Raw genomic sequence first — 18,006 nt, forward strand, 5'->3', positions numbered from 1 at the left:
TACAGACAAAAAACCCTATAATAACATCAAATTAGAAGGAGAATCGATATATGGCAGACAAACCACATATGAACTTAGCAGTTATCGGTCACATCGACCACGGAAAGTCCACTCTTGTCGGTAGGCTTATGTACGAAACCGGTGCAATTCCACAGCACGTTATCGACAAATTCAGAGAAGAAGCAAAAGAGAAAGGAAAAGAATCATTTGCTTTTGCATGGGTCATGGACTCTCTCAAAGAAGAACGTGAGAGGGGTATCACCATTGATATCGCCCACAAGAGGTTTGACACAGACAAGTACTACTTTACGATTGTGGATTGCCCAGGTCACCGTGACTTTGTTAAGAACATGATCACCGGTGCATCCCAGGCAGATGCCGCAATCCTTGTGGTAGCAGCAACAGACGGTGTAATGGCACAGACAAAGGAACACGTATTCCTTTCCAGGACCCTCGGTATCAACCAGCTCATTATTGCTGTTAACAAGATGGATGCAACTGACTACAGTGAGGACAAGTACAACCAGGTCAAAAAGGATGTATCCGAACTTTTGGGTATGGTCGGTTTCAAAGCTGCAGATGTCCCATTCATTCCAACTTCTGCCTTTGAAGGTGACAATGTATCTAAGAACAGTTCCAATACTCCATGGTACAACGGTCCAACTATCCTCGAGTGCCTGAATAGTCTAAAACTTCCAGAATCTCCAGATGATCTGCCTCTCCGTGTGCCTGTACAAGATGCATACACAATTTCCGGTATCGGTACAGTACCTGTAGGTCGTGTAGAAACCGGTGTAATGAAGAAAGGCCAGATGGTCACATTCATGCCAAGTGGAGCAAGCGGTGAAGTAAAGTCCATTGAGATGCACCACGAAGAAGCACCCGAAGCCAGACCTGGTGACAATATCGGATGGAACGTCAGAGGTGTCGGTAAAGCCGATGTCAGGCGTGGAGATGTCTGTGGTGAATCCAAGAATCCACCAACAGTCGCTGATGAATTCACAGGTCAGGTTGTTGTTCTGCAACACCCATCTGCAGTCACAATCGGTTACACACCTGTATTCCACTGCCACACAACCCAGACTGCCTGTACACTGATGTCCATTGACAAGAAACTGGATCCAAAATCCGGTCAGGTCAAAGAAGAAAACCCAACCTTCATCAAGGCTGGTGACGCAGCAATCATAACAGTCAAGCCAACAAGGCCAATGGTCATTGAACCTGTCAAGGAAATCCCACAGCTCGGAAGGTTCGCTATCCGTGATATGGGTATGACCATCGCTGCCGGTATGTGCATGAGTGTTAAAGAGAAAAAGTAAACACTCAATTTACCCTTTTTAGGGGGAAAATGAATAATGGCACAGAAAGCAAGAATAAGACTGTCGGGAATTGATCCGGTAAACCTGGACGGTGTCTGCGATCAGGTAAAATCCATCGCTGAACGCACAGGTGTAAGTATAGCCGGGCCTGTCCCGCTGCCCACCAAAAAAATGGTGGTACCAGCACGCAAGAGCCCAAGTGGTGACGGAACCGCTTCCTGGGATCACTGGGAAATGCGTGTGCACAAACGCCTGATCGACATAGCTGCAGATGAGCGTGCTCTCAGGCAGCTAATGCGCATTCAGGTGCCCAAGGACATCAATATTGAAATCGTTCTTCAGAATTGAGGGAATTTCCCTCTCCTTCTTTTGTTTTTAATAATTGTTATTTCTCTATTCCTGCACATTTTCACACCGTTAATTATATTTATTAAATTTACTTCTTATCCTGAGTGATCTATATGTCAGAAATAATAAAGGATGAAACCGAAGGTAAGGTCTATAATGCATTAAAAGAAAGCGGCAAACCAATGCGATCCGGTGAGGTTGCCGAAACTGCAGGTATTGATATGAAAATAGTCAGCAAGACAATAACCAAACTTAAGAAAAAAGGGCTAGTAAGTTCCCCTAAAAGGTGCTATTACTCTGTATCTGAGAAATGATTGCTTTCCCGAGCATAAGTGCAGGCCATTTGTACTTGTACTGTCCGACCAAGGATCTCACTTATTTATCAGGATAAACTTTATATCCATCTTTACTCAATAAAAGCAAATCTGATGGACCTGTAGTGTAGAGGATATCACTTTAGCCTCCGGAGCTTAGAACCCGGGTTCGATTCCCGGCAGGTCCTTAAAAAAGAGATGCCTGTTTTTACAGGCCGTACAGTTCACATAGGGCATTCTTTATTTTCTTAAAAAGATGAATCCTGTAGACATTTGTATTTTTGATGTCAAATATGACTACTCCCTGCGTATGCCATGAGACGTTTTCAATCAAGCCCAATTCGTCCATTTCATCCACAAAGAATCTGGCCTTGCTGTAATTGAGGTTATTTCTCCAGTCCCCAACCTGCATCTTAGATTCGCCACTTTTTTCAAGTTCGAGTTCTTCCAGACCAAACTTGTATATTTCAAACCATTGAATATCTTCCTTTGTAGCTTTGATCCTTCCCTTCTTGGTATCCTCATTGAGCATTTTAATAACCAGGTCTATATCAGAAGGCGTTATTGTGCAATCATTGATTTTATTCAGATAAAGGTCAATTTCTTCCATATTGTTACCTCGTTCTCTTTTTTTCTTCATATGAGGTTTGTATTTTATGCAGTATAAGTATTTCTTAACTCAATCAGGGAAAAGCACATAAATCTTACTGTTTTGAAGCCAGATTTGGCTTCTGGGTGACAAACCGCCTTTTTACTTTAGTATGTTCATACTATAAATGTATAATATATTGTATTCCAGTGAAAAATTGATAAAGGATATATTTATTCACTTTCATCTGATTCTTCATCAGCTACGTAACTTTTAGGTCTGAGTAAGCTGATTAGTAACCTGGTTACTTTTAATTGTATATATAGAAGATTAAATGGAAGTCTTTAGGCAAACTCAGAATAAGCGTGTCTATATAGGGTATTTAGATATTGATTTTGTGTAATTTGAACATGCTATAGCTGAAAGTCTCTTTTAACCATCATTATTTATATTTCAGGTTTCAACATTATTACAATGGCTTTTTGTTTAATGGTGTTATTTTAGGGGGAATCATTATCGTCGATATAAACATAAAAATAGGTGGAGAAGCCGGTCAGGGCATACAAACCATAGGATCGGTTCTTTCAAGAACATTGGTAAGGGATGGTTTCTATGTTTATGGAAATCAGTTCTATCTTTCCAGGGTGCGGGGCGGACACAATTATTTCCACATAAGGGTGAGTAATCATCCTGTATATGCACTGGATGAAAAGATAGACATATTGGTGGCCCTGGACAACCAGACAATTCCTGAGCATATTGATGAGGTCAAAGAAGGCTTTGTGCTTGCCGATGAATCCATTGTCGGGGACAATGTAGATGAAAAGATCATATCTGTTCCTTTCACGGAAATCGCAAAGGATGTAAGTGGTAAAAAATTATTTTCAAATACCGTTGCTGTAGGAGCTGTATTTGGCCTGCTTTGCTGTGATCTTGTAACACTTAAAAAATTCCTTTCCGAGACTTTCAAAAGGAAAGGCGATGAGGTTGTAGAAAAAAACATCAAGGCAGCAGAAGCAGGTTATGATTATGTAAAAAATGGTAAATTCGAAGGGATTTGTAACTATAATCTCAACCCACAACCGACTAACAGGCGGATTTTGATAAATGGTAATGACAGCGTGGGAGTGGGGGCCCTTGCTGCAGGAGTGCAATTCCTTTCAGCCTATCCCATGACCCCTTCAACCGGTGTGATGACCCGTGTAGCAGCACATGCGGATGATTTCAATGCTGTTGTGGAGCAGGCCGAGGATGAGATAGCTGCCATAAATATGGCCATCGGAGCATCCTTTGCAGGGGTGCGTGCCATGACCACTACCTCAGGTGGAGGTTTCTGCCTGATGACAGAAGGACTGGGTCTCTCCGGCATCACTGAGACACCGGTTGTCATCTTTCTGGGCCAGCGTCCCGGGCCGGCTACCGGTCTTCCCACAATGACCGAACAGGGGGACCTTAATTTTGTGCTTCATGCGGCACAGGGGGAATTTCCCCGTTGTGTACTTGCCCCTCGTACGGCAAAGGATGCCTTCAACCAGACAAGACGGGCATTTGACATAGCTGAAAAATACCAGATTCCAGTCCTGATATTGAGTGACCAGCATCTTGCAGATGGTCTTTTTACCTATGAGAGGTTCGATACATCCGACCTGAAGATTAACAGGCATCTTCTGGAAGACAGATTTGTGGGCAGTGACTACCAGAGATATACAATTACCGAATCGGGTATATCACCGAGGGCTATACCCGGCCAGAACGGTGCACGGGTGGTTGCAGATAGTGATGAGCACAACGAAGCAGGTCATATCGATCAGACTACTGGTAACCGCATTCGTATGAATGAAAAACGTCTGCGCAAGGTAGATGGCCTTACGGATGAAATGCAGATGCCAGCTATTCATGGTATAGATGGAGCAGATGTTTCCCTGATAGGCTGGGGATCTACCTATGGTCCCCTTGCAGAGGCAGTTGACATCCTGAATCGTGATGAAGTACCCATAAATTTGATTCATTTTAGTGATATTTATCCATTTTCTCATGATACTGTCAGTTTACTGGATGGGTTGAATACCACTATATGCGTGGAAAATAATGCAACAGGCCAATTTGCACACCTGCTGCGGGCTGAATTAGGGTTTGAAGTTTCAAAGAATATGTTAAGGTATGATGGCTTGCCCTTTACACCACAATCGGTAATCAGGGAACTTAAAGGAATGGGGGTAATCTGAAATGGTAACAATGGAAGACTATAAAGACGGTGAAACTGAATGGTGTCCCGGGTGTGGCAATTTCAACATACTTGAGGCTGTGAAACACTCTCTTGTGGACCTTGGCAAAAAGCCCCATGAAGTTTTAATGGTATCAGGAATCGGCCAGTCGGGTAAATTACCACATTACCTGAAATGCAATACCTTCAACAGCCTTCATGGCAGGACCCTGCCTCCGGCTACTGGAGCAAAAGTTGCCAATCCTGAGCTCACTGTGATTGCAGTAGGTGGTGACGGGGATTCCTATGGTGAGGGAGGAAACCACTTCATACATGCCATACGTCGTAATCCCGATATTACTTTGATAGCACATGACAACCAGATATACGGTTTGACCAAAGGCCAGGCCTCCCCTACAAGTGAATTGGGCATGAAAACCAAGGTGCAGACACATGGTGTTCTCCATACCCCTTTCAATCCTCTTGCAGTTGCTATATCCCTGGATTGTCCCTTCGTGGCACGAGGATTTGCCGGGGATGTCGATCATCTTTCATCATTGCTCTCACAGGCGATTTCCTACAAGGGATTTTCCCTTGTGGATGTTCTTCAGCCTTGTGTTACCTTCAATAAACTCAATACATACAAGTGGTATCATGACCGAGTTTACAAAATGGAAGACGATGGGCATGATCCTGCAAACAGGATGGCAGCCTTTGAGAAAGCTCTTGAATGGGGTGACCGGATTCCCACAGGTGTGTTCTATAAGCGGGATTCAGAGCCATTCGAGTCCAAACTGGATGTACTTAAAAGCGGGCCACTTATAGCAAAACAATACGATTCCACAAAGCTGGATAGTGTGTTTGAGAATTTTTCCTGAGGGTAATCATGAGTTCCAATACCAACAGACTTGCCCGGGAAAACAGTCCCTACCTGAGACAACATTCCACAAATCCTGTTGATTGGTATCCATGGTCAGAAGAAGCTTTTGAGCAGGCAAGAAGGAAAAACCTCCCGGTCTTTCTTTCCATTGGTTATTCAACATGCCACTGGTGTCATGTAATGGCAGAGGAATCCTTTGAAGATGCACAAATTGCCAATCTTTTGAACTCCAATTTCATACCTGTAAAAGTAGACAGGGAAGAGAGGCCGGATGTCGATGAGTTTTACATGGAAGTCTGTCAGGCAATGAACGGCAGTGGTGGCTGGCCGCTGACCATAATTATGACGCCTGAAAAAAAGCCTTTTTTTGCAGCCACTTATATACCAAAAGAAGCGGCAATGGGGCAGATGGGTTTGTCCGATCTGTTGATGCAGGTTACAAATATCTGGGATAATAAAAGGGATGAGATTAGACAGCAAGCGTCTCAGCTGGTTTCAGAAATTAAAAATGTACCTGCCGGAAAGGAGCCGATAACCCTGTCCATTCTGGAGGATGCTTTTTCCGCACTTTTCGGTATGTTTGACTGGAGAAATGGAGGTTTTGGCCCGGCTCCCAAATTTCCTTCTCCTTCGATTCTTATCTTTTTGCTCAATCGCTGGAAAACGGATGAACGACCTCAGACCCTCATGATGATAGAAAATACCCTGTCTTCAATGGCAGATGGGGGTATTTACGATCATCTGGGTGGAGGTTTCCATCGCTATTCTACAGATGCCAGCTGGAATATTCCCCATTTCGAGAAAATGCTCTATGATCAGGCAATGCTTGTGGTTGTTTATCTCATGGCTTATCAGGCCACAGGGAATGTGCATTACAGGGCCGTGGCTGATTCAACAATTTCCTATATGGGGACAGTACTTCACCATCCAGAGGGTGGATTCTATTGTGGGGAAGATGCTGACAGCGAAGGTCAGGAAGGTTTATTCTATCTATGGTCCAGAGGCCAAATCGAGGACTCTGTTGGAAAAGAGAATAGTGATTTTTTCCTGCAGTTATATGATATTATTCCCCTGGAAAGGGAATCTGAAAATGCAGGAGTATTGAGCCGGAATGAATATGATATAAATGAAACTTCAGATGCAAAATTAAAAGAAATAAAAGCACACCTTTTATCCATTCGTAGTGCAAGGATAAGACCGTCTCTTGATAATAAGATTCTTACAGACTGGAACGGATTTGCAATAGCTGCTCTTTCAATGGCTTCCAGAATTTGCGGGGATATTTCGGCTCTCGAAAAAGCCAAAGAAGCTGCTTCATTTATTCTTTCCTATATGCGCAGGTATGATGGAAGGCTTTATCACCGTTTCCATGAAGGCAATTCTGGAATTGATGGCTTTCTGGATGATTATGCTTTTCTTGCATGGGGTTTGATCGAACTTTATGAAGCTACATTTGAGACAAAATATCTGGATACAGCAATTGAAATTGTGGATATAATGGTTGACATGTTCTATGACGCAGAGCAGGGTGGATTTTTCTTCTCTGCATCAGATGTATCTGACATCCCTCACAGGACAAAAAAAGTCTTTGATGGCCCCTATCCAAGCGGGAATTCAGTGACTGTATACAATCTCTTCTGGTTATTCCATATTACCGGTAATGTGCGCTACCGTGAGTTAGCCCGGGAAACCCTGTCGGCTTTTGGTGGAATGCTGAAGCGTTCTCCACAGGCCTATAGTTATATGTTAACCGGTCTTATGCTTGGAGTAGAGTCCAACCTTGTGGTAATAGTTACAGATTCTGGTAAAATCGGATTTAAGGAAATGCTGGATGTTGTAAGGAAAAATTATCTTCCCAAAACAATATTGTTATCGAAAAATCCCGAATCTGCCAGAGATCTGGCCAGGATTGCCCCTTATACGTTTGATATGGATGTAAAAGAGGGAAAGGCTGCAGCTTATGTCTGCAAAGGACAAAGCTGCACCCCTCCGGTCAACGACTCCCGGGAATTAGAAAGCCTGTTGTTTTGATTGCTTAAAAGTACAGGGCATCTTTTGGACAGGCTTCTACACACCGGCCACATTTTATGCAGTCGGGATTATTGCCTATATCCCTGACCTTAAGTTGCATGGGGCAAACTTTTTCGCATTTCTTGCAATCTATACAAAGTTCATGTGCCATTTTAAGCTGGTAGCGGTCTCCTCCGATTATTCTTTGTGCAGTTCCCATGGGACATACCGTACACCAGGCTCTGGTATTATAAAATCCGCCAAGCAGGATTGCTACCACAGTTGTCACGATACACATGGATACCAATATCACTCCAATCTTTTCGAAAATATTACGGGTGGCAAATACAATTGATACCCTGTATATCATCAATGACATGATCAGAATGAAAAGAGGCACTCTTACCCACAAACTTCTGAGAACACCAGGTATATTCCTTTTCCTCGAGATTTTGTTCATTACAAAATCATTGAAACTTCCACGCGGGCAGAGGTTTCCACAGAACCAGCGTCCACGAAAGACAGCAGTGATCATCAGGGTTAGCATTACTACAGCCATGACATATCCCAGGTATGGATACCACAATCCTCCAAGGGTAACAATAAGTACAAGTACCCACAAATAACGTGTAATCTTCAGCATTTTCACCATGCCTCCAGTTCTTTATCGACTTTGTTTACCCACTTATGTACAATTTGCATAATAATTTCCTTTATTTCGTTTTTTTCCTTCAGTTTATAGATATAGGTGTATCCTCCACGATCCAGGTTTGTTTGGGATTTGGCAAGGATTTCTTTTTCATGTAATTTTTTAACGGATCTCTGGACAGTCGATAGGTCAAGCCCGGTATCATTTGCTATATCTTCGGTATTCACCCATTTATCCGGAGCATCAAAGAATAACCCGATGACCTTCATGTCGGCTCTTGTAAGTTTCAGGGCACATTTGATAACATCATTTAAACGAAATTCTTTGCATGCAAAGTCTATCATCACAATACCTCTTTTAATGTACAGTACTGTTTATAAATCACAGCATATATAAACGCTTTTAACAACTGCTGTATGTTGCCAAAAACCAGCAGTACTCCTGGTATTACGAGATATATTTATCAATAATGTATATTATGAATTAGCAGGCGATTACCATGAGCGGTCGTGAATATATGCTAGGCAACGTTGCCATTGCCCGCGGTATTGTAGAAGGGGCTGTGGATGTTGTGTCCGGTTACCCAGGGACCCCTTCTTCTGAAATAGTGGATACTCTGGCTTCTATGAAAGAAAGGGACTTCTATATTGAATGGTCCGTCAATGAAAAGGTTGCAATGGAAGTGGCTGCCGGTGCCTCTATGGCAGGAGCCCGTTCCGTGGTTACCATGAAACACGTAGGTCTGAATGTAGCTGCTGACCCTCTGATGACTCTGGCATACATGGGTGTCAAGGGAGGCATGGTTATTATAGTGGCCGATGACCCTTCCTGCCACTCTTCCCAGAATGAGCAGGATTCCCGCAGATATTCCGTGTTTTCACAGATTCCCTGCCTTGAGCCATCAACCTCCCAGCAGGCCAAGGACATGATTCCTTATGCCTTTGAATTATCTGAAAAATATGAAATACCGGTAATCTTTCGCTCCACAACACGTATATCCCACGGGAAGTCGGATATCGAACTGGCCCCCATCAAGCAAAAAAAGAATGAAGTTAAATTTGAAAAGAATCCTGACCGCTGGGTAATGGTTCCTAAAAATGCTAGGGTACGACATCCTCACCTGCTCTCGATACAGCAGGACATTCGCGGCGAGCTTGAAGTTTCCGGCTGGAATGAACTTTCCATAGAAGCAGAAAGTACTGTTGGTATCATTGCTTGTGGAACAGCTGCGGTTTATGCAAAAGAAGCGCTGGACAGGCTTGGTATTACCGCTTCTTTCTTGAAGATAGGGACGTATCCAATTCCAGAAGACAGTGTTCGCCAACTTCTTGCCAAAACAGAACAGGTAATTGTGATCGAGGAACTTGAACCTGTTATTGAGGACCAGTGCAAGGTAATTGCAAGAGATGTAGAGTTTGAAACTGAAATCTTTGGCAAAACAGATGGCCTTCTTCCCCGTACAGGGGAATTCAATGTCGATATTTGCATTGGGGGTATCGCTAAAGCCTTTGGAATTGATTCATGTGAATGTAAACCTGCAAAGCAGGATATGGAACTGCCTGTAAGACCGCCTGCAATGTGTGCGGGTTGTTCCCACAGGGGTACTTTCCATGTCATGAAAAAAGTATTTGGTGAAGATACGGTATTTCCCAGTGACATTGGCTGTTATACTCTGGGCATCCAGCACGGGACGGTTGATACCACTCTCTGCATGGGGGCCAGTATCAGTGTTGCTTCGGGAATCTATGATGCCGGTGAGGAAAAACCCATATGCTGTACAATCGGCGATTCTACCTTTTTCCACACCGGGATTAACAGTTTAATGAATGCTATCTACAATAAATCTGATATCACTGTGCTGATACTTGATAACAGGATTACGGCAATGACCGGTCATCAGCCCAATCCGGGTATGGGTAAGACAGCAACCCGTGAACCAACCGTGGAGGTTGCGTTTGATAAATTGTGCAGTGCAATGGGTGCTGAATTCGTGGAAGTGGTTGATCCCTACGACATGGCCGCCACAGAGGATGTACTTGAGAGAGCAAAAGCACATGAAGGAGTCTCAGTTGTGATAGCCAAACGTGCCTGTGTTATTTCCGCAGCAAGGGGAGGTATACGATACACTCCGTTCATGGTTGACACAGATCTCTGTAAAGGTTGCCGGAAATGCTTGAAATTTGGCTGCCCTGCAATTGAATTTGATGAGGTGTCCAAAAAAGCCTCCATAAATTCGATGTGCAGTGGTTGTGGATTGTGTGCTGAAATATGCACTTTCAATGCTATCATGGAGGTGAAAAAATGACTTCCGATTTATCAAATTTTGATCTTGTGATAGCCGGTGTGGGAGGCCAGGGTGCTGTCAAGGTTTCCGATATAATAGGCAAGGCAGCGGTTTCTGAAGGGATGGATGTCCGGGCAGCAGAAACCCACGGGATGGCTCAACGTGGTGGTTCTGTTGTGAACTATGTAAGACTTGGTTGTGAGTTGGGTTCTCTTATACCCTGCGGCAGTGCCCACGGTATGCTGTCACTGGAGCCTGTAGAGGCAATGCGCTACATTCATGATGTTGCAAAGGATGGAATAGTGGTGATGAATACCTCCCCGATTTATCCGATAACCGTTACATCGGGACAATGCACCTACCCTGACCCGCAGGAAATAGTTGCCAGACTTGAGAAGGATTACAGGGTTGTGGCCTTTGATGCTGTGGCCCTTGCCAGACAGGCCGGGAATATGAAAACCCTGAATGTCGTGATGCTCGGGGCAATTTCCTCTTATCTTCCAATCCCCGTGGATACACTGGTGGAATGTATAAGGAATATGGTGCCCCCAAAGACCATTGGTACCAATCTTGAGGCATTCCGGCTGGGCAGGGAAACAACAAGACAGTAACAACATTACCATGTACAGTATACCGGTTTCATGTTTTGATCTTGACCACACTCTGGATTGTGGTCAGGTATTTCGCTGGTCAAAAGAAGATGACTGGTGGCACGGTGTGGTACAGGGAGATTATGTACATATCTTTTATGAACAGGATACGGGAACTCTTTACATTGATTCCCGTCTCCCTGTGGAGTTTTTTGTGAAATACTTCAGGCTGGATGATGACCTGCCCTATATCTTTTCCTCAATCGATCATGACCCTTACGTACATGAAGCAATATCAAAATACAGGGGATTGCGCCTGATTAGACAGGATCTCTGGGAATGCCTTGTGTCTTATATGATAGCAACTGCTTCGAATATTCCCCGTATAATGAAATCCATCGAGAAACTGTCCCGGCTGCTGGGGGAGGAAATTGTAGATGGGATTTATGCCTTCCCTGAAATATCTGCCCTTGCAGATTGTTGTGGTGAGGATCTTTGTGACTGCAGCCTGGGTTTCAGGGCACGCCGGCTTGTCAAAGCTGCCAGGATGATAGAATCAGGAGAGTTAGACCTGTACGGGCTGTATGATATGGATTATTTTCAGGCCAAACAGCAATTGATGAATATAGAAGGCATCGGGGATAAGGTGGCTGATTGTATCCTCCTTTTTTCTTATGGAAAAATGGAAGCTTTTCCCGTAGATACCCATGTTGACAAGGTCATCAGAAATTATTATTCCGACAGTTTTGAAGGACCTTATACCAAACCCCGAATGGCTGAGTGGGCACGATCCTATTTTGGACCTTACTGTGGTTATGCCCAGCAGTATCTTTTCTATCAGCACAGGCTTGAAGGTAAGCTGGGCAATGGAATGGATTAAAGAAACTTATTGAGGAAGGCCCTGTAATCGGCATCCTTTATTTGCAGGATATTTTTCCCGGACAGGATTTCATATTCTTCTTTAATGCTCTTTGCAACCTGTTTTCCCAGGGAACAGTTGTGAATTTCATTTTCAAGTAATGAAGAGACAGTCGTATATTTGCGCGGGACTTCAGCTACATATTTCCCGTCTTCTATGTAGAATGCAAACACATCTGTTCTGTCGGTGTATTTCTCCCTGAACATCTCAGCATGTTGCTTAACCCATACCGGTGGACCTCTGTGTTTTTTGACCGTTGCAATCTGGAAATTTTCCAGTTCAATGATAAGTACGACATCCTTGCCTGCCCATATACCACTTTTAATGGGGCGAAAATCGTGTTTTTCAAGCAATGCTTCCACAGATTTCTGCATTTTGAAAAGCTGGGGATACAGTATGTCTTCCACGACATCGGGACTTTTGAATTTCAGAGCAACGAAAGAACTTGCCCTTTTATCCATTCTCTGGATTACTTGTTCACCGGACAGTGGAGCAGCATCTTTTCCGTTAAAAAAAGATTCATTTGGTTCTTTCAGGTACTGGCGGCAGAGGTCAATAAATAGACAAAATTTATCCAGGGATAGAGCAGCGGCTACGTTTCTTCCCGCATCTGTGGGGTCAATCACCTGAAGAGGCTCGCTAAATTCCTTTGTAGGCTTCAGGAACTCAATTTTCTGATTCGGCTCCCATGCTGATGCGGCTTCAAGCACGTTTTTGAAAGAGCCATAATGGATAATGAGCAGTTCAGTAAGATAGCCTGAGAAACCCCGGGTTTTCAGTTCTGAGCCATATGTTCCTCCGGCTTTCATGAACTGTTTGAGTAAAAGCACGTCATTCTCAAGATCTTTGATCCTTTCTTTTATGAAACGATTGTGAAAAGGCGTCCTGTCAACAGCTGAGATTATTCTGGAAGCATCGGTTACACGGTAGCAGGGGACGATATCTACATCAAAGCCGGCATAGTTCATTTTGGTGTAGGGGTGTTCTGCATAACCCTCCTCCCAAGATTGCCCTTCTTTTGCGAGTTCGTGGCCTATGAACAAACCATACTCTTCAAGTTTTTCCCGTGGAAGGGATGGGTCAAAACTTATGAATATATCAAGATCATGTGTTCCGGTGATCCATGTATTGCGAGCAGCTGAGCCTACCAGCTGGACCTTCACATCGGTAATACGTTCTTTTTTGGCTATCTGGATCGCTCTTATCATCAGATGATCGGCAGTCTTTTCCAGTTTTTCTTTTTCTTCCAGTGAAGGTTTGATACGTTCCAGTACCTTTTGTTCAAGAGGCAGCATGTAAATCCTTTTTATTTCTGTGTTTTTTAGTTACGTTATGTATGGCGTTTTAGTCGTCTTTCGCTATATATTATTTGAAGCTATATACTGTTTCTTTTATTGTTATTTAATAATATAAATAATCATAAAACTGTCTAACGATAAAAATTTATAGCTATCGATCTTCTCTTCTATGGATAACGGGAGTTTGACAGATGGAGAACAGGTGGGTGCAGTTTAACTGTCGTTGTCTTTTTTGAGTTGATATTTGGAGGTAAATATGTTAAGTGGAAAGATGACCGATGCGCTGAATGAGCAAATTAACAGGGAAATGTATTCTGCATATCTTTATATGGCAATGTCAGCTGCAAGTTCCTGTAAAGGACTTGACGGCTTTTCGAACTGGTTCATGGTGCAGTATCAGGAAGAAATGACTCATGCCATGCGCATATATGATTACTTGAATGGGCAGGGAGCACAGATCCAGCTTAAGGCAATAGAGCAGCCACCAAAGGAATTTGGTACGCCTCTTGAGATGTTCAAAGCTACCCTTGAACATGAGCAGTTCATCACAAGATCAATCAATGAACTGGTCACTCTTGCAAATGAAGAGAAGGACTATGCAACAAACATATTCCTGCAGTGGTTTGTCACCGAACAGGTCGAGGAAGAAGGCAATGATAATGAGATAATCAGCAAACTCCAGCTTGCCGGTGAAGAAGGCAATGGTCTGTTCATGATTGACAAGGAACTCGGGGCAAGAGTGTTCACCCCGCCTGCACAGGAAGGACAATAATCAGTAAAAGGAGGATTTGGTGTGGATATTGAAGAATTAATTAAAGGAAAAGTATCGGAAGGCAAAGAGAAACATGTACCTGACATTTCAATCAGCAAGTCCCATGGTTCAGATGTGGAAGACCTTGTGACGGTCCATGTGGGAAAGGAAGTTGCCCACCCCAATACTATTGAGCATCATATTGTATGGCTTGAGTTGTATGGTGTGAAAGAGAACGGGCAGGTAGTGGACCTTGGACGTGCGGAGTTTGGCCCCTCTTTTACCGAGCCTCTTGCAAGGTTTAAATTAAATGTTGCCGATTTCAAGGCTGTGTTTGCTATGTCCTATTGCAATGTACATGGCCTGTGGCAGAACCTTATCGAACTCTAAGGATTGATAAATTCATGGGCACAAATGCAGATAATGTAAAAGAAGTCAAGGTTTTCCTTCCAAGGTCCATAAGGTATGCCCAGGACATAAATGAAGACTTCTCTGAAGCTCTTGCGTCCTTTTATACTGCTGTTTGGGAAGACAGGGAGGATGGCCTCTCAATGAAGGAGAAACACCTTCTTGTCTTTTCCATTGCATGTTCCAATAATAACAGTGAAAGTGCAGTGAAAATTCTTGAAAGGCTCAAGAAATTTGGGGCAACCCGTACTGAGATTACGGATTGTATGATGATCGCTGCCTGGACAGGTGGGATTCAGAATTTCACTGATTTCAGCAGGCATGTATTAAAGCAGATGGATAAATTGGGATTTTGAAAGGCGATAGACTATGACTTTCAAAGATATATTGCTCGAGGAAAATGTCGGGGGATTTGATCTTTTCCTCAGAGCTCTTATAGGTTCGGTGGCAACGATTGCCCTGGCCATGGACCTGGTAGAAACCTCTCCCTGGAACTGGCTGGTCGCTCTGGTGGCTTTGGCCGGATTATTTACGGCAATGACAAGGCACTGTACGCCCTATCATTATCTGGGCATCAATACCGCAAAAAAATAATTATTCCAGCCCGATCTCTTCATCTGTAAGATAACAGGCCGGGTCATCTGCCCAGATATTGCCATAAACAGCTTCTGCACGGACACGGAAATTCCCATTGCAGATGTCCAGCCACTTGCACTGGCCACATCTTTTTGCATTTTCCTTCAATAGAGGTTTGCGATCTTTCAGGCCTGCAAGTAAATCGTCACTGAGATCTGTCCAGATCTCGCTGAAAGGCCTTTTCCTGATATTCCCGATTGTGTAGTGGCGCCAGAACTGATCGGGGTGGACTGTTCCGTCCCAGGAAACACAACCAATTCCTACACCGGTGGAATTGCCTCCGTTCATTTTCATAAGATCGAGGACTTCGGCCGCACGTTCGGGTTCTTCGTCCTTTAATTTCATGTAGAGGTAGGGGGCATCACAATGATTGTCCACGGTGAGTACCTCTGGTTTAATTCCCTTTTCATAAAGCTGTTTTGTACGATCCATAATCAAATCTACAGTTTCCCGGCTTTCTTCATGTATCAGGTCCTGTTTTATGAGGTCGCTGCCTCTGCCTGCATACACAAGATGATAGAAACAAATCCGTGGAATTCCTTCTTCTTCCAGCAGGTCAAATATTGCAGGGATTTCCCGGAAATTACTCTTATTAATTGTAAAACGCAGGCCAACCTTGATTCCTGCTTTCATACAGTTGTGGACACCTTCAAGTGCTTTTTTGAATGCCCCCTGTTGTCCCCGGAACCTGTCATTTGTCTCTTCTGTACCGTCAATGGATATTCCAACATAGGACAGACCGATTTCCTTTAGTTTTTTTGCCATGTCCATATCTATTAGTGTACCATTTGTGGAAATTACTGCTCTTAGGCCTTTTGAGACTGCATACTCGGCCAATTCAGGCAGGTCTTTCCTTACAAGAGGTTCCCCTCCGGAAAAAAGTATGACAGGCGTTTTGAATTCTGCCAGGTCATCAATGAGTCTTTTTCCTTCTTCTGTGGATAGTTCTCCCTCAAAATTCTTATCTTCTGCCCGGGCATAACAGTGAATGCATTTGAGGTTACATTTGCGGGTGATATTCCATACTACAACAGGTTTCTTGTCCTTTGAGAACTGGAGGAGGTGGGAAGGCAATCTGGAGGAATGCCTTCCATATCTCAGGGCATCCGATGGTTCAACAGTTCCGCAATAAAGTTTTGAAATACCGATCATTTCTAAACCTTCTTTAGTCAAAGTATTCGTCTTTAATGGTCTTTAGCATTTCATCGAAGGTGTACTTGCAGGGTTTTATAGTTGTTTCCACACCATATTCCTGAATGGTATTTGCCGTAGGAGTACCAATTGCAGCAATGATAGACTTTTTCATTACTTCCTTTATGTCATTGGTTTTTCCCATCTCTTCTACCAGGCTGAAAAAATTGCGTACCATCATGGAACTTGTGAAGGCAAAAACAGCAATATCCCCGGCTGCCGCCCTTTTGATAAGTTCTCTCTGCTTGTCTCCTTCGGGCCTCACGAGTGTATATACCTGTGTTTCCAGAACCGATGCACCACACCTTTCAAGCCCTTCTATAAGCAATATTGAACCATAGGCACTGCGCGCGGTATCCACGATCTTCCCCTTTACATCAGGACACAGATATTCAACCAATCCTTCTGAGCTGTAGACACCTGGTATACCAAGAACTCCAATATCAAGTTCTTCCAGCCTTTTTTTGGTATTTGGGCCGATGGCTATTACTTTTGTCCTGTTCAGGGCATTGATGAATTCATTCCTGTCATCTACCTTGTCCAGGGTATAGTCGATACCATTGGCACTGGTAAATATCACATAGTCACTTTTTCCAGAAAGAACATGGTTTTTGAATGTATCGAACATGTCGTCTTTCATATCAGTGAGTTCGATCATTGGTGCCTCGAACACCTCATATCCCATGGATTGTGCCATCTCGCGGGATTTTGCAAGGTAATTGCGAGGCCTCATTATTGCTATGGTATTCTTTTTTTTATCCATATTATCCCCATAAGACCTTTTGCATACCCAGGATGTCATGTACGGAAACCACATCACCCACAACTGTTATTGCAGGGGCTTTTACACCGGCTTCCTTTGCTTTTTCTGCTATGTTCTCAATATTTCCTGTGGTGATCCTCTGATCGGGGCGGGTTCCTTTTTCGATAATTGCTACCGGAGTTGTCGGATGTTTGCCATATTTTTTCAGTGCGTTCATATTCTGCTCCAGCCTTTTCACTCCCATAAATATGACCAGGGTCCCGGGGAATCGGGCCAGGCTTTCCCAATCAAGACCGGTTTTTGTTTTGTTCGGATCTTCATGGCCGGTTATGAATGTAACCATCGATGCGTGGTCTCTGTGGGTTACAGGGATTCCGGCATAAGCAGGTACTGCAATTGCAGAGGTGATACCTGGTACAACCTCAAAATCGATTCCCGCCTGCACAAGTTTTTCAGCCTCTTCGCCGCCCCTGCCGAACATATAAGGGTCCCCTCCCTTTAATCGAACGACACTTTTTCCTTCTTCTGCCTTTTTCACTATCAGATCGTTGATTTCTGTCTGGGTCAGTTTGTGGTTGCCTGCATATTTTCCTGCATCTATTTTTTCTGCCTCTTCAGGCATGCTCTGCAGGATTGCTTCTCCTGGCAACTGGTCATAGACGATGACCTCTGCGCTGTCTATCAACTTTCTTGCTTTTATTGTGAGCAGTTCCGGATCTCCGGGACCGGAACCAACAAGATATACTTTCCCGTAGCCGCTATTCATGGTATTTATCCTCGATTGACTTGTTTGAGGAACTAAGGAATTGATTGGTTAAAAAGGTTATATGTACTGGATAGAAGTTGGAGGAAGA

The 18,006-nt window shown here is 43.7% G+C and carries 20 protein-coding genes and 1 tRNA gene; 14 read left to right on the plus strand and 7 right to left on the minus strand.

Annotation, left to right across the window (positions count from 1 at the left end; all coding sequences use genetic code 11):
• Nucleotides 1-50: 50 nt before the first annotated feature.
• From tuf to EFE42_RS07355, 4 genes are all read left to right on the plus strand, one after another.
• The gene (gene tuf, locus EFE42_RS07340) at nt 51-1,319 is read left to right on the plus strand and encodes a translation elongation factor EF-1 subunit alpha (protein ID WP_123136633.1); all 1,269 of its coding nucleotides are present in this window, start codon (nt 51-53) and stop codon (nt 1,317-1,319) included.
• Between the two features lie 36 nt (nt 1,320-1,355).
• Nucleotides 1,356-1,667, plus strand: coding sequence for a 30S ribosomal protein S10 (gene rpsJ, locus EFE42_RS07345; protein ID WP_096712932.1), 312 nt, complete (start codon nt 1,356-1,358; stop codon nt 1,665-1,667).
• 113 nt (nt 1,668-1,780) lie between these two features.
• Nucleotides 1,781-1,981, plus strand: a complete 201-nt coding sequence (locus tag EFE42_RS07350; protein ID WP_123136634.1) for a helix-turn-helix domain-containing protein — start codon at nt 1,781-1,783, stop codon at nt 1,979-1,981.
• 116 nt (nt 1,982-2,097) lie between these two features.
• Nucleotides 2,098-2,169, plus strand: a tRNA-Arg gene (locus tag EFE42_RS07355).
• A 20-nt stretch (nt 2,170-2,189) separates the two neighbouring features.
• Here EFE42_RS07355 and EFE42_RS07360 read toward each other — a convergent pair.
• Nucleotides 2,190-2,621, minus strand: coding sequence for a hypothetical protein (locus tag EFE42_RS07360; protein WP_148039266.1), 432 nt, complete (start codon nt 2,619-2,621; stop codon nt 2,190-2,192).
• Nucleotides 2,622-3,052: 431 nt separating this feature from the next.
• Here EFE42_RS07360 and EFE42_RS07365 point away from each other — a divergent pair, with 431 nt between their 5' ends.
• From EFE42_RS07365 to EFE42_RS07375, 3 genes are read left to right on the plus strand one after another with little or no spacing between them, the layout of a single operon-like run.
• Nucleotides 3,053-4,795, plus strand: coding sequence for a 2-oxoacid:acceptor oxidoreductase subunit alpha (locus tag EFE42_RS07365; RefSeq protein WP_233564772.1), 1,743 nt, complete (start codon nt 3,053-3,055; stop codon nt 4,793-4,795).
• Between the two features lies 1 nt (nt 4,796).
• Entirely contained in the window at nt 4,797-5,651 is an 855-nt protein-coding gene (locus EFE42_RS07370; RefSeq protein ID WP_123136636.1) for a 2-oxoacid:ferredoxin oxidoreductase subunit beta, read from the plus strand.
• Nucleotides 5,652-5,659: 8 nt separating this feature from the next.
• A complete protein-coding gene (locus EFE42_RS07375; protein WP_123136637.1) occupies nt 5,660-7,684 on the plus strand; it encodes a thioredoxin domain-containing protein in 2,025 nt (674 codons plus the stop codon).
• 4 nt (nt 7,685-7,688) lie between these two features.
• Here EFE42_RS07375 and EFE42_RS07380 read toward each other — a convergent pair whose 3' ends face one another.
• Both EFE42_RS07380 and EFE42_RS07385 read right to left on the minus strand, forming a co-directional pair.
• On the minus strand, nt 7,689-8,306 hold the full coding sequence (locus EFE42_RS07380; protein ID WP_123136638.1) for a 4Fe-4S binding protein: 618 nt from the start codon (nt 8,304-8,306) through the stop codon (nt 7,689-7,691).
• Nucleotides 8,307-8,308: 2 nt separating this feature from the next.
• Nucleotides 8,309-8,656, minus strand: a complete 348-nt coding sequence (locus EFE42_RS07385; RefSeq protein ID WP_123136639.1) for a helix-turn-helix domain-containing protein — start codon at nt 8,654-8,656, stop codon at nt 8,309-8,311.
• Nucleotides 8,657-8,811: 155 nt separating this feature from the next.
• Here EFE42_RS07385 and iorA point away from each other — a divergent pair, with 155 nt between their 5' ends.
• From iorA to EFE42_RS07400, 3 genes are read left to right on the plus strand one after another with little or no spacing between them, the layout of a single operon-like run.
• Nucleotides 8,812-10,617 carry an indolepyruvate ferredoxin oxidoreductase subunit alpha gene (gene iorA, locus EFE42_RS07390; RefSeq protein ID WP_123136640.1) on the plus strand — a complete coding sequence of 602 codons (1,806 nt, stop codon included), beginning with the start codon at nt 8,812-8,814 and terminating at the stop codon, nt 10,615-10,617.
• Nucleotides 10,614-11,207, plus strand: a complete 594-nt coding sequence (locus tag EFE42_RS07395) for an indolepyruvate oxidoreductase subunit beta (RefSeq protein WP_123136641.1) — start codon at nt 10,614-10,616, stop codon at nt 11,205-11,207. Before iorA ends, EFE42_RS07395 begins: the two co-directional genes overlap by 4 nt.
• Entirely contained in the window at nt 11,155-12,066 is a 912-nt protein-coding gene (locus EFE42_RS07400; RefSeq protein ID WP_370448680.1) for a DNA-3-methyladenine glycosylase, read from the plus strand. The genes EFE42_RS07395 and EFE42_RS07400 overlap by 53 nt, the downstream gene beginning before the upstream one ends.
• On the opposite strand, the gene cca is transcribed toward EFE42_RS07400, so the two are convergent.
• Nucleotides 12,063-13,400 carry a CCA tRNA nucleotidyltransferase gene (gene cca, locus EFE42_RS07405; RefSeq protein ID WP_123136643.1) on the minus strand — a complete coding sequence of 446 codons (1,338 nt, stop codon included), beginning with the start codon at nt 13,398-13,400 and terminating at the stop codon, nt 12,063-12,065. The two genes, EFE42_RS07400 and cca, sit on opposite strands and share 4 nt — an antisense overlap.
• 259 nt (nt 13,401-13,659) lie before the next feature.
• On the opposite strand from cca, the gene EFE42_RS07410 reads away from it, so the two are divergent.
• The 4 genes from EFE42_RS07410 to EFE42_RS07425 are packed head-to-tail and all read left to right on the plus strand — an operon-like array spanning nt 13,660 to nt 15,156.
• Nucleotides 13,660-14,175 carry a ferritin gene (locus tag EFE42_RS07410; RefSeq protein ID WP_123136644.1) on the plus strand — a complete coding sequence of 172 codons (516 nt, stop codon included), beginning with the start codon at nt 13,660-13,662 and terminating at the stop codon, nt 14,173-14,175.
• A gap of 21 nt (nt 14,176-14,196) precedes the next feature.
• Complete coding sequence (locus EFE42_RS07415) at nt 14,197-14,544, plus strand: desulfoferrodoxin family protein (protein ID WP_123136645.1); 348 nt, start codon at nt 14,197-14,199, stop codon at nt 14,542-14,544.
• Nucleotides 14,545-14,558: 14 nt separating this feature from the next.
• Nucleotides 14,559-14,918, plus strand: a complete 360-nt coding sequence (locus tag EFE42_RS07420; protein WP_123136646.1) for a carboxymuconolactone decarboxylase family protein — start codon at nt 14,559-14,561, stop codon at nt 14,916-14,918.
• 13 nt (nt 14,919-14,931) lie between these two features.
• Nucleotides 14,932-15,156 (plus strand): DUF2892 domain-containing protein, encoded by a 225-nt coding sequence (locus EFE42_RS07425; protein WP_123136647.1) that lies wholly within the window; start codon nt 14,932-14,934, stop codon nt 15,154-15,156.
• On the opposite strand, the gene ahbC is transcribed toward EFE42_RS07425, so the two are convergent.
• From ahbC to cobA, 3 genes are read right to left on the minus strand one after another with little or no spacing between them, the layout of a single operon-like run.
• Nucleotides 15,157-16,350: a 12,18-didecarboxysiroheme deacetylase gene (gene ahbC / locus EFE42_RS07430; RefSeq protein ID WP_123136648.1), complete on the minus strand. Its 1,194-nt coding sequence runs from the start codon at nt 16,348-16,350 to the stop codon at nt 15,157-15,159.
• A gap of 13 nt (nt 16,351-16,363) precedes the next feature.
• Nucleotides 16,364-17,152 (minus strand): uroporphyrinogen-III synthase, encoded by a 789-nt coding sequence (locus EFE42_RS07435; protein WP_123136649.1) that lies wholly within the window; start codon nt 17,150-17,152, stop codon nt 16,364-16,366.
• Between the two features lies 1 nt (nt 17,153).
• Nucleotides 17,154-17,918, minus strand: coding sequence for a uroporphyrinogen-III C-methyltransferase (cobA, locus tag EFE42_RS07440; RefSeq protein ID WP_123136650.1), 765 nt, complete (start codon nt 17,916-17,918; stop codon nt 17,154-17,156).
• Nucleotides 17,919-18,006: the final 88 nt, after the last annotated feature.

The organism is Methanohalophilus sp. RSK, assembly GCF_003722075.1.
Classification (GTDB): Archaea; Halobacteriota; Methanosarcinia; order Methanosarcinales; family Methanosarcinaceae; genus Methanohalophilus.

Excerpts from the sequence above, each read along its gene's own strand:
- tuf (WP_123136633.1), top strand. The coding sequence starts at position 51 with ATGGCAGACAAACCACATATGAACTTAGCAGTTATCGGTCACATCGAC.
- rpsJ (WP_096712932.1), top strand. The coding sequence starts at position 1,356 with ATGGCACAGAAAGCAAGAATAAGACTGTCGGGAATTGATCCGGTAAAC.
- EFE42_RS07350 (WP_123136634.1), top strand. The coding sequence starts at position 1,781 with ATGTCAGAAATAATAAAGGATGAAACCGAAGGTAAGGTCTATAATGCA.
- EFE42_RS07360 (WP_148039266.1), bottom strand. The coding sequence starts at position 2,621 with ATGAAGAAAAAAAGAGAACGAGGTAACAATATGGAAGAAATTGACCTT.
- EFE42_RS07370 (WP_123136636.1), top strand. The coding sequence starts at position 4,797 with ATGGTAACAATGGAAGACTATAAAGACGGTGAAACTGAATGGTGTCCC.
- EFE42_RS07375 (WP_123136637.1), top strand. The coding sequence starts at position 5,660 with ATGAGTTCCAATACCAACAGACTTGCCCGGGAAAACAGTCCCTACCTG.
- EFE42_RS07380 (WP_123136638.1), bottom strand. The coding sequence starts at position 8,306 with ATGCTGAAGATTACACGTTATTTGTGGGTACTTGTACTTATTGTTACC.
- EFE42_RS07385 (WP_123136639.1), bottom strand. The coding sequence starts at position 8,656 with ATGATAGACTTTGCATGCAAAGAATTTCGTTTAAATGATGTTATCAAA.
- iorA (WP_123136640.1), top strand. The coding sequence starts at position 8,812 with ATGAGCGGTCGTGAATATATGCTAGGCAACGTTGCCATTGCCCGCGGT.
- EFE42_RS07395 (WP_123136641.1), top strand. The coding sequence starts at position 10,614 with ATGACTTCCGATTTATCAAATTTTGATCTTGTGATAGCCGGTGTGGGA.
- cca (WP_123136643.1), bottom strand. The coding sequence starts at position 13,400 with ATGCTGCCTCTTGAACAAAAGGTACTGGAACGTATCAAACCTTCACTG.
- EFE42_RS07410 (WP_123136644.1), top strand. The coding sequence starts at position 13,660 with ATGTTAAGTGGAAAGATGACCGATGCGCTGAATGAGCAAATTAACAGG.
- EFE42_RS07420 (WP_123136646.1), top strand. The coding sequence starts at position 14,559 with ATGGGCACAAATGCAGATAATGTAAAAGAAGTCAAGGTTTTCCTTCCA.
- EFE42_RS07425 (WP_123136647.1), top strand. The coding sequence starts at position 14,932 with ATGACTTTCAAAGATATATTGCTCGAGGAAAATGTCGGGGGATTTGAT.
- ahbC (WP_123136648.1), bottom strand. The coding sequence starts at position 16,350 with ATGATCGGTATTTCAAAACTTTATTGCGGAACTGTTGAACCATCGGAT.
- EFE42_RS07435 (WP_123136649.1), bottom strand. The coding sequence starts at position 17,152 with ATGGATAAAAAAAAGAATACCATAGCAATAATGAGGCCTCGCAATTAC.
- cobA (WP_123136650.1), bottom strand. The coding sequence starts at position 17,918 with ATGAATAGCGGCTACGGGAAAGTATATCTTGTTGGTTCCGGTCCCGGA.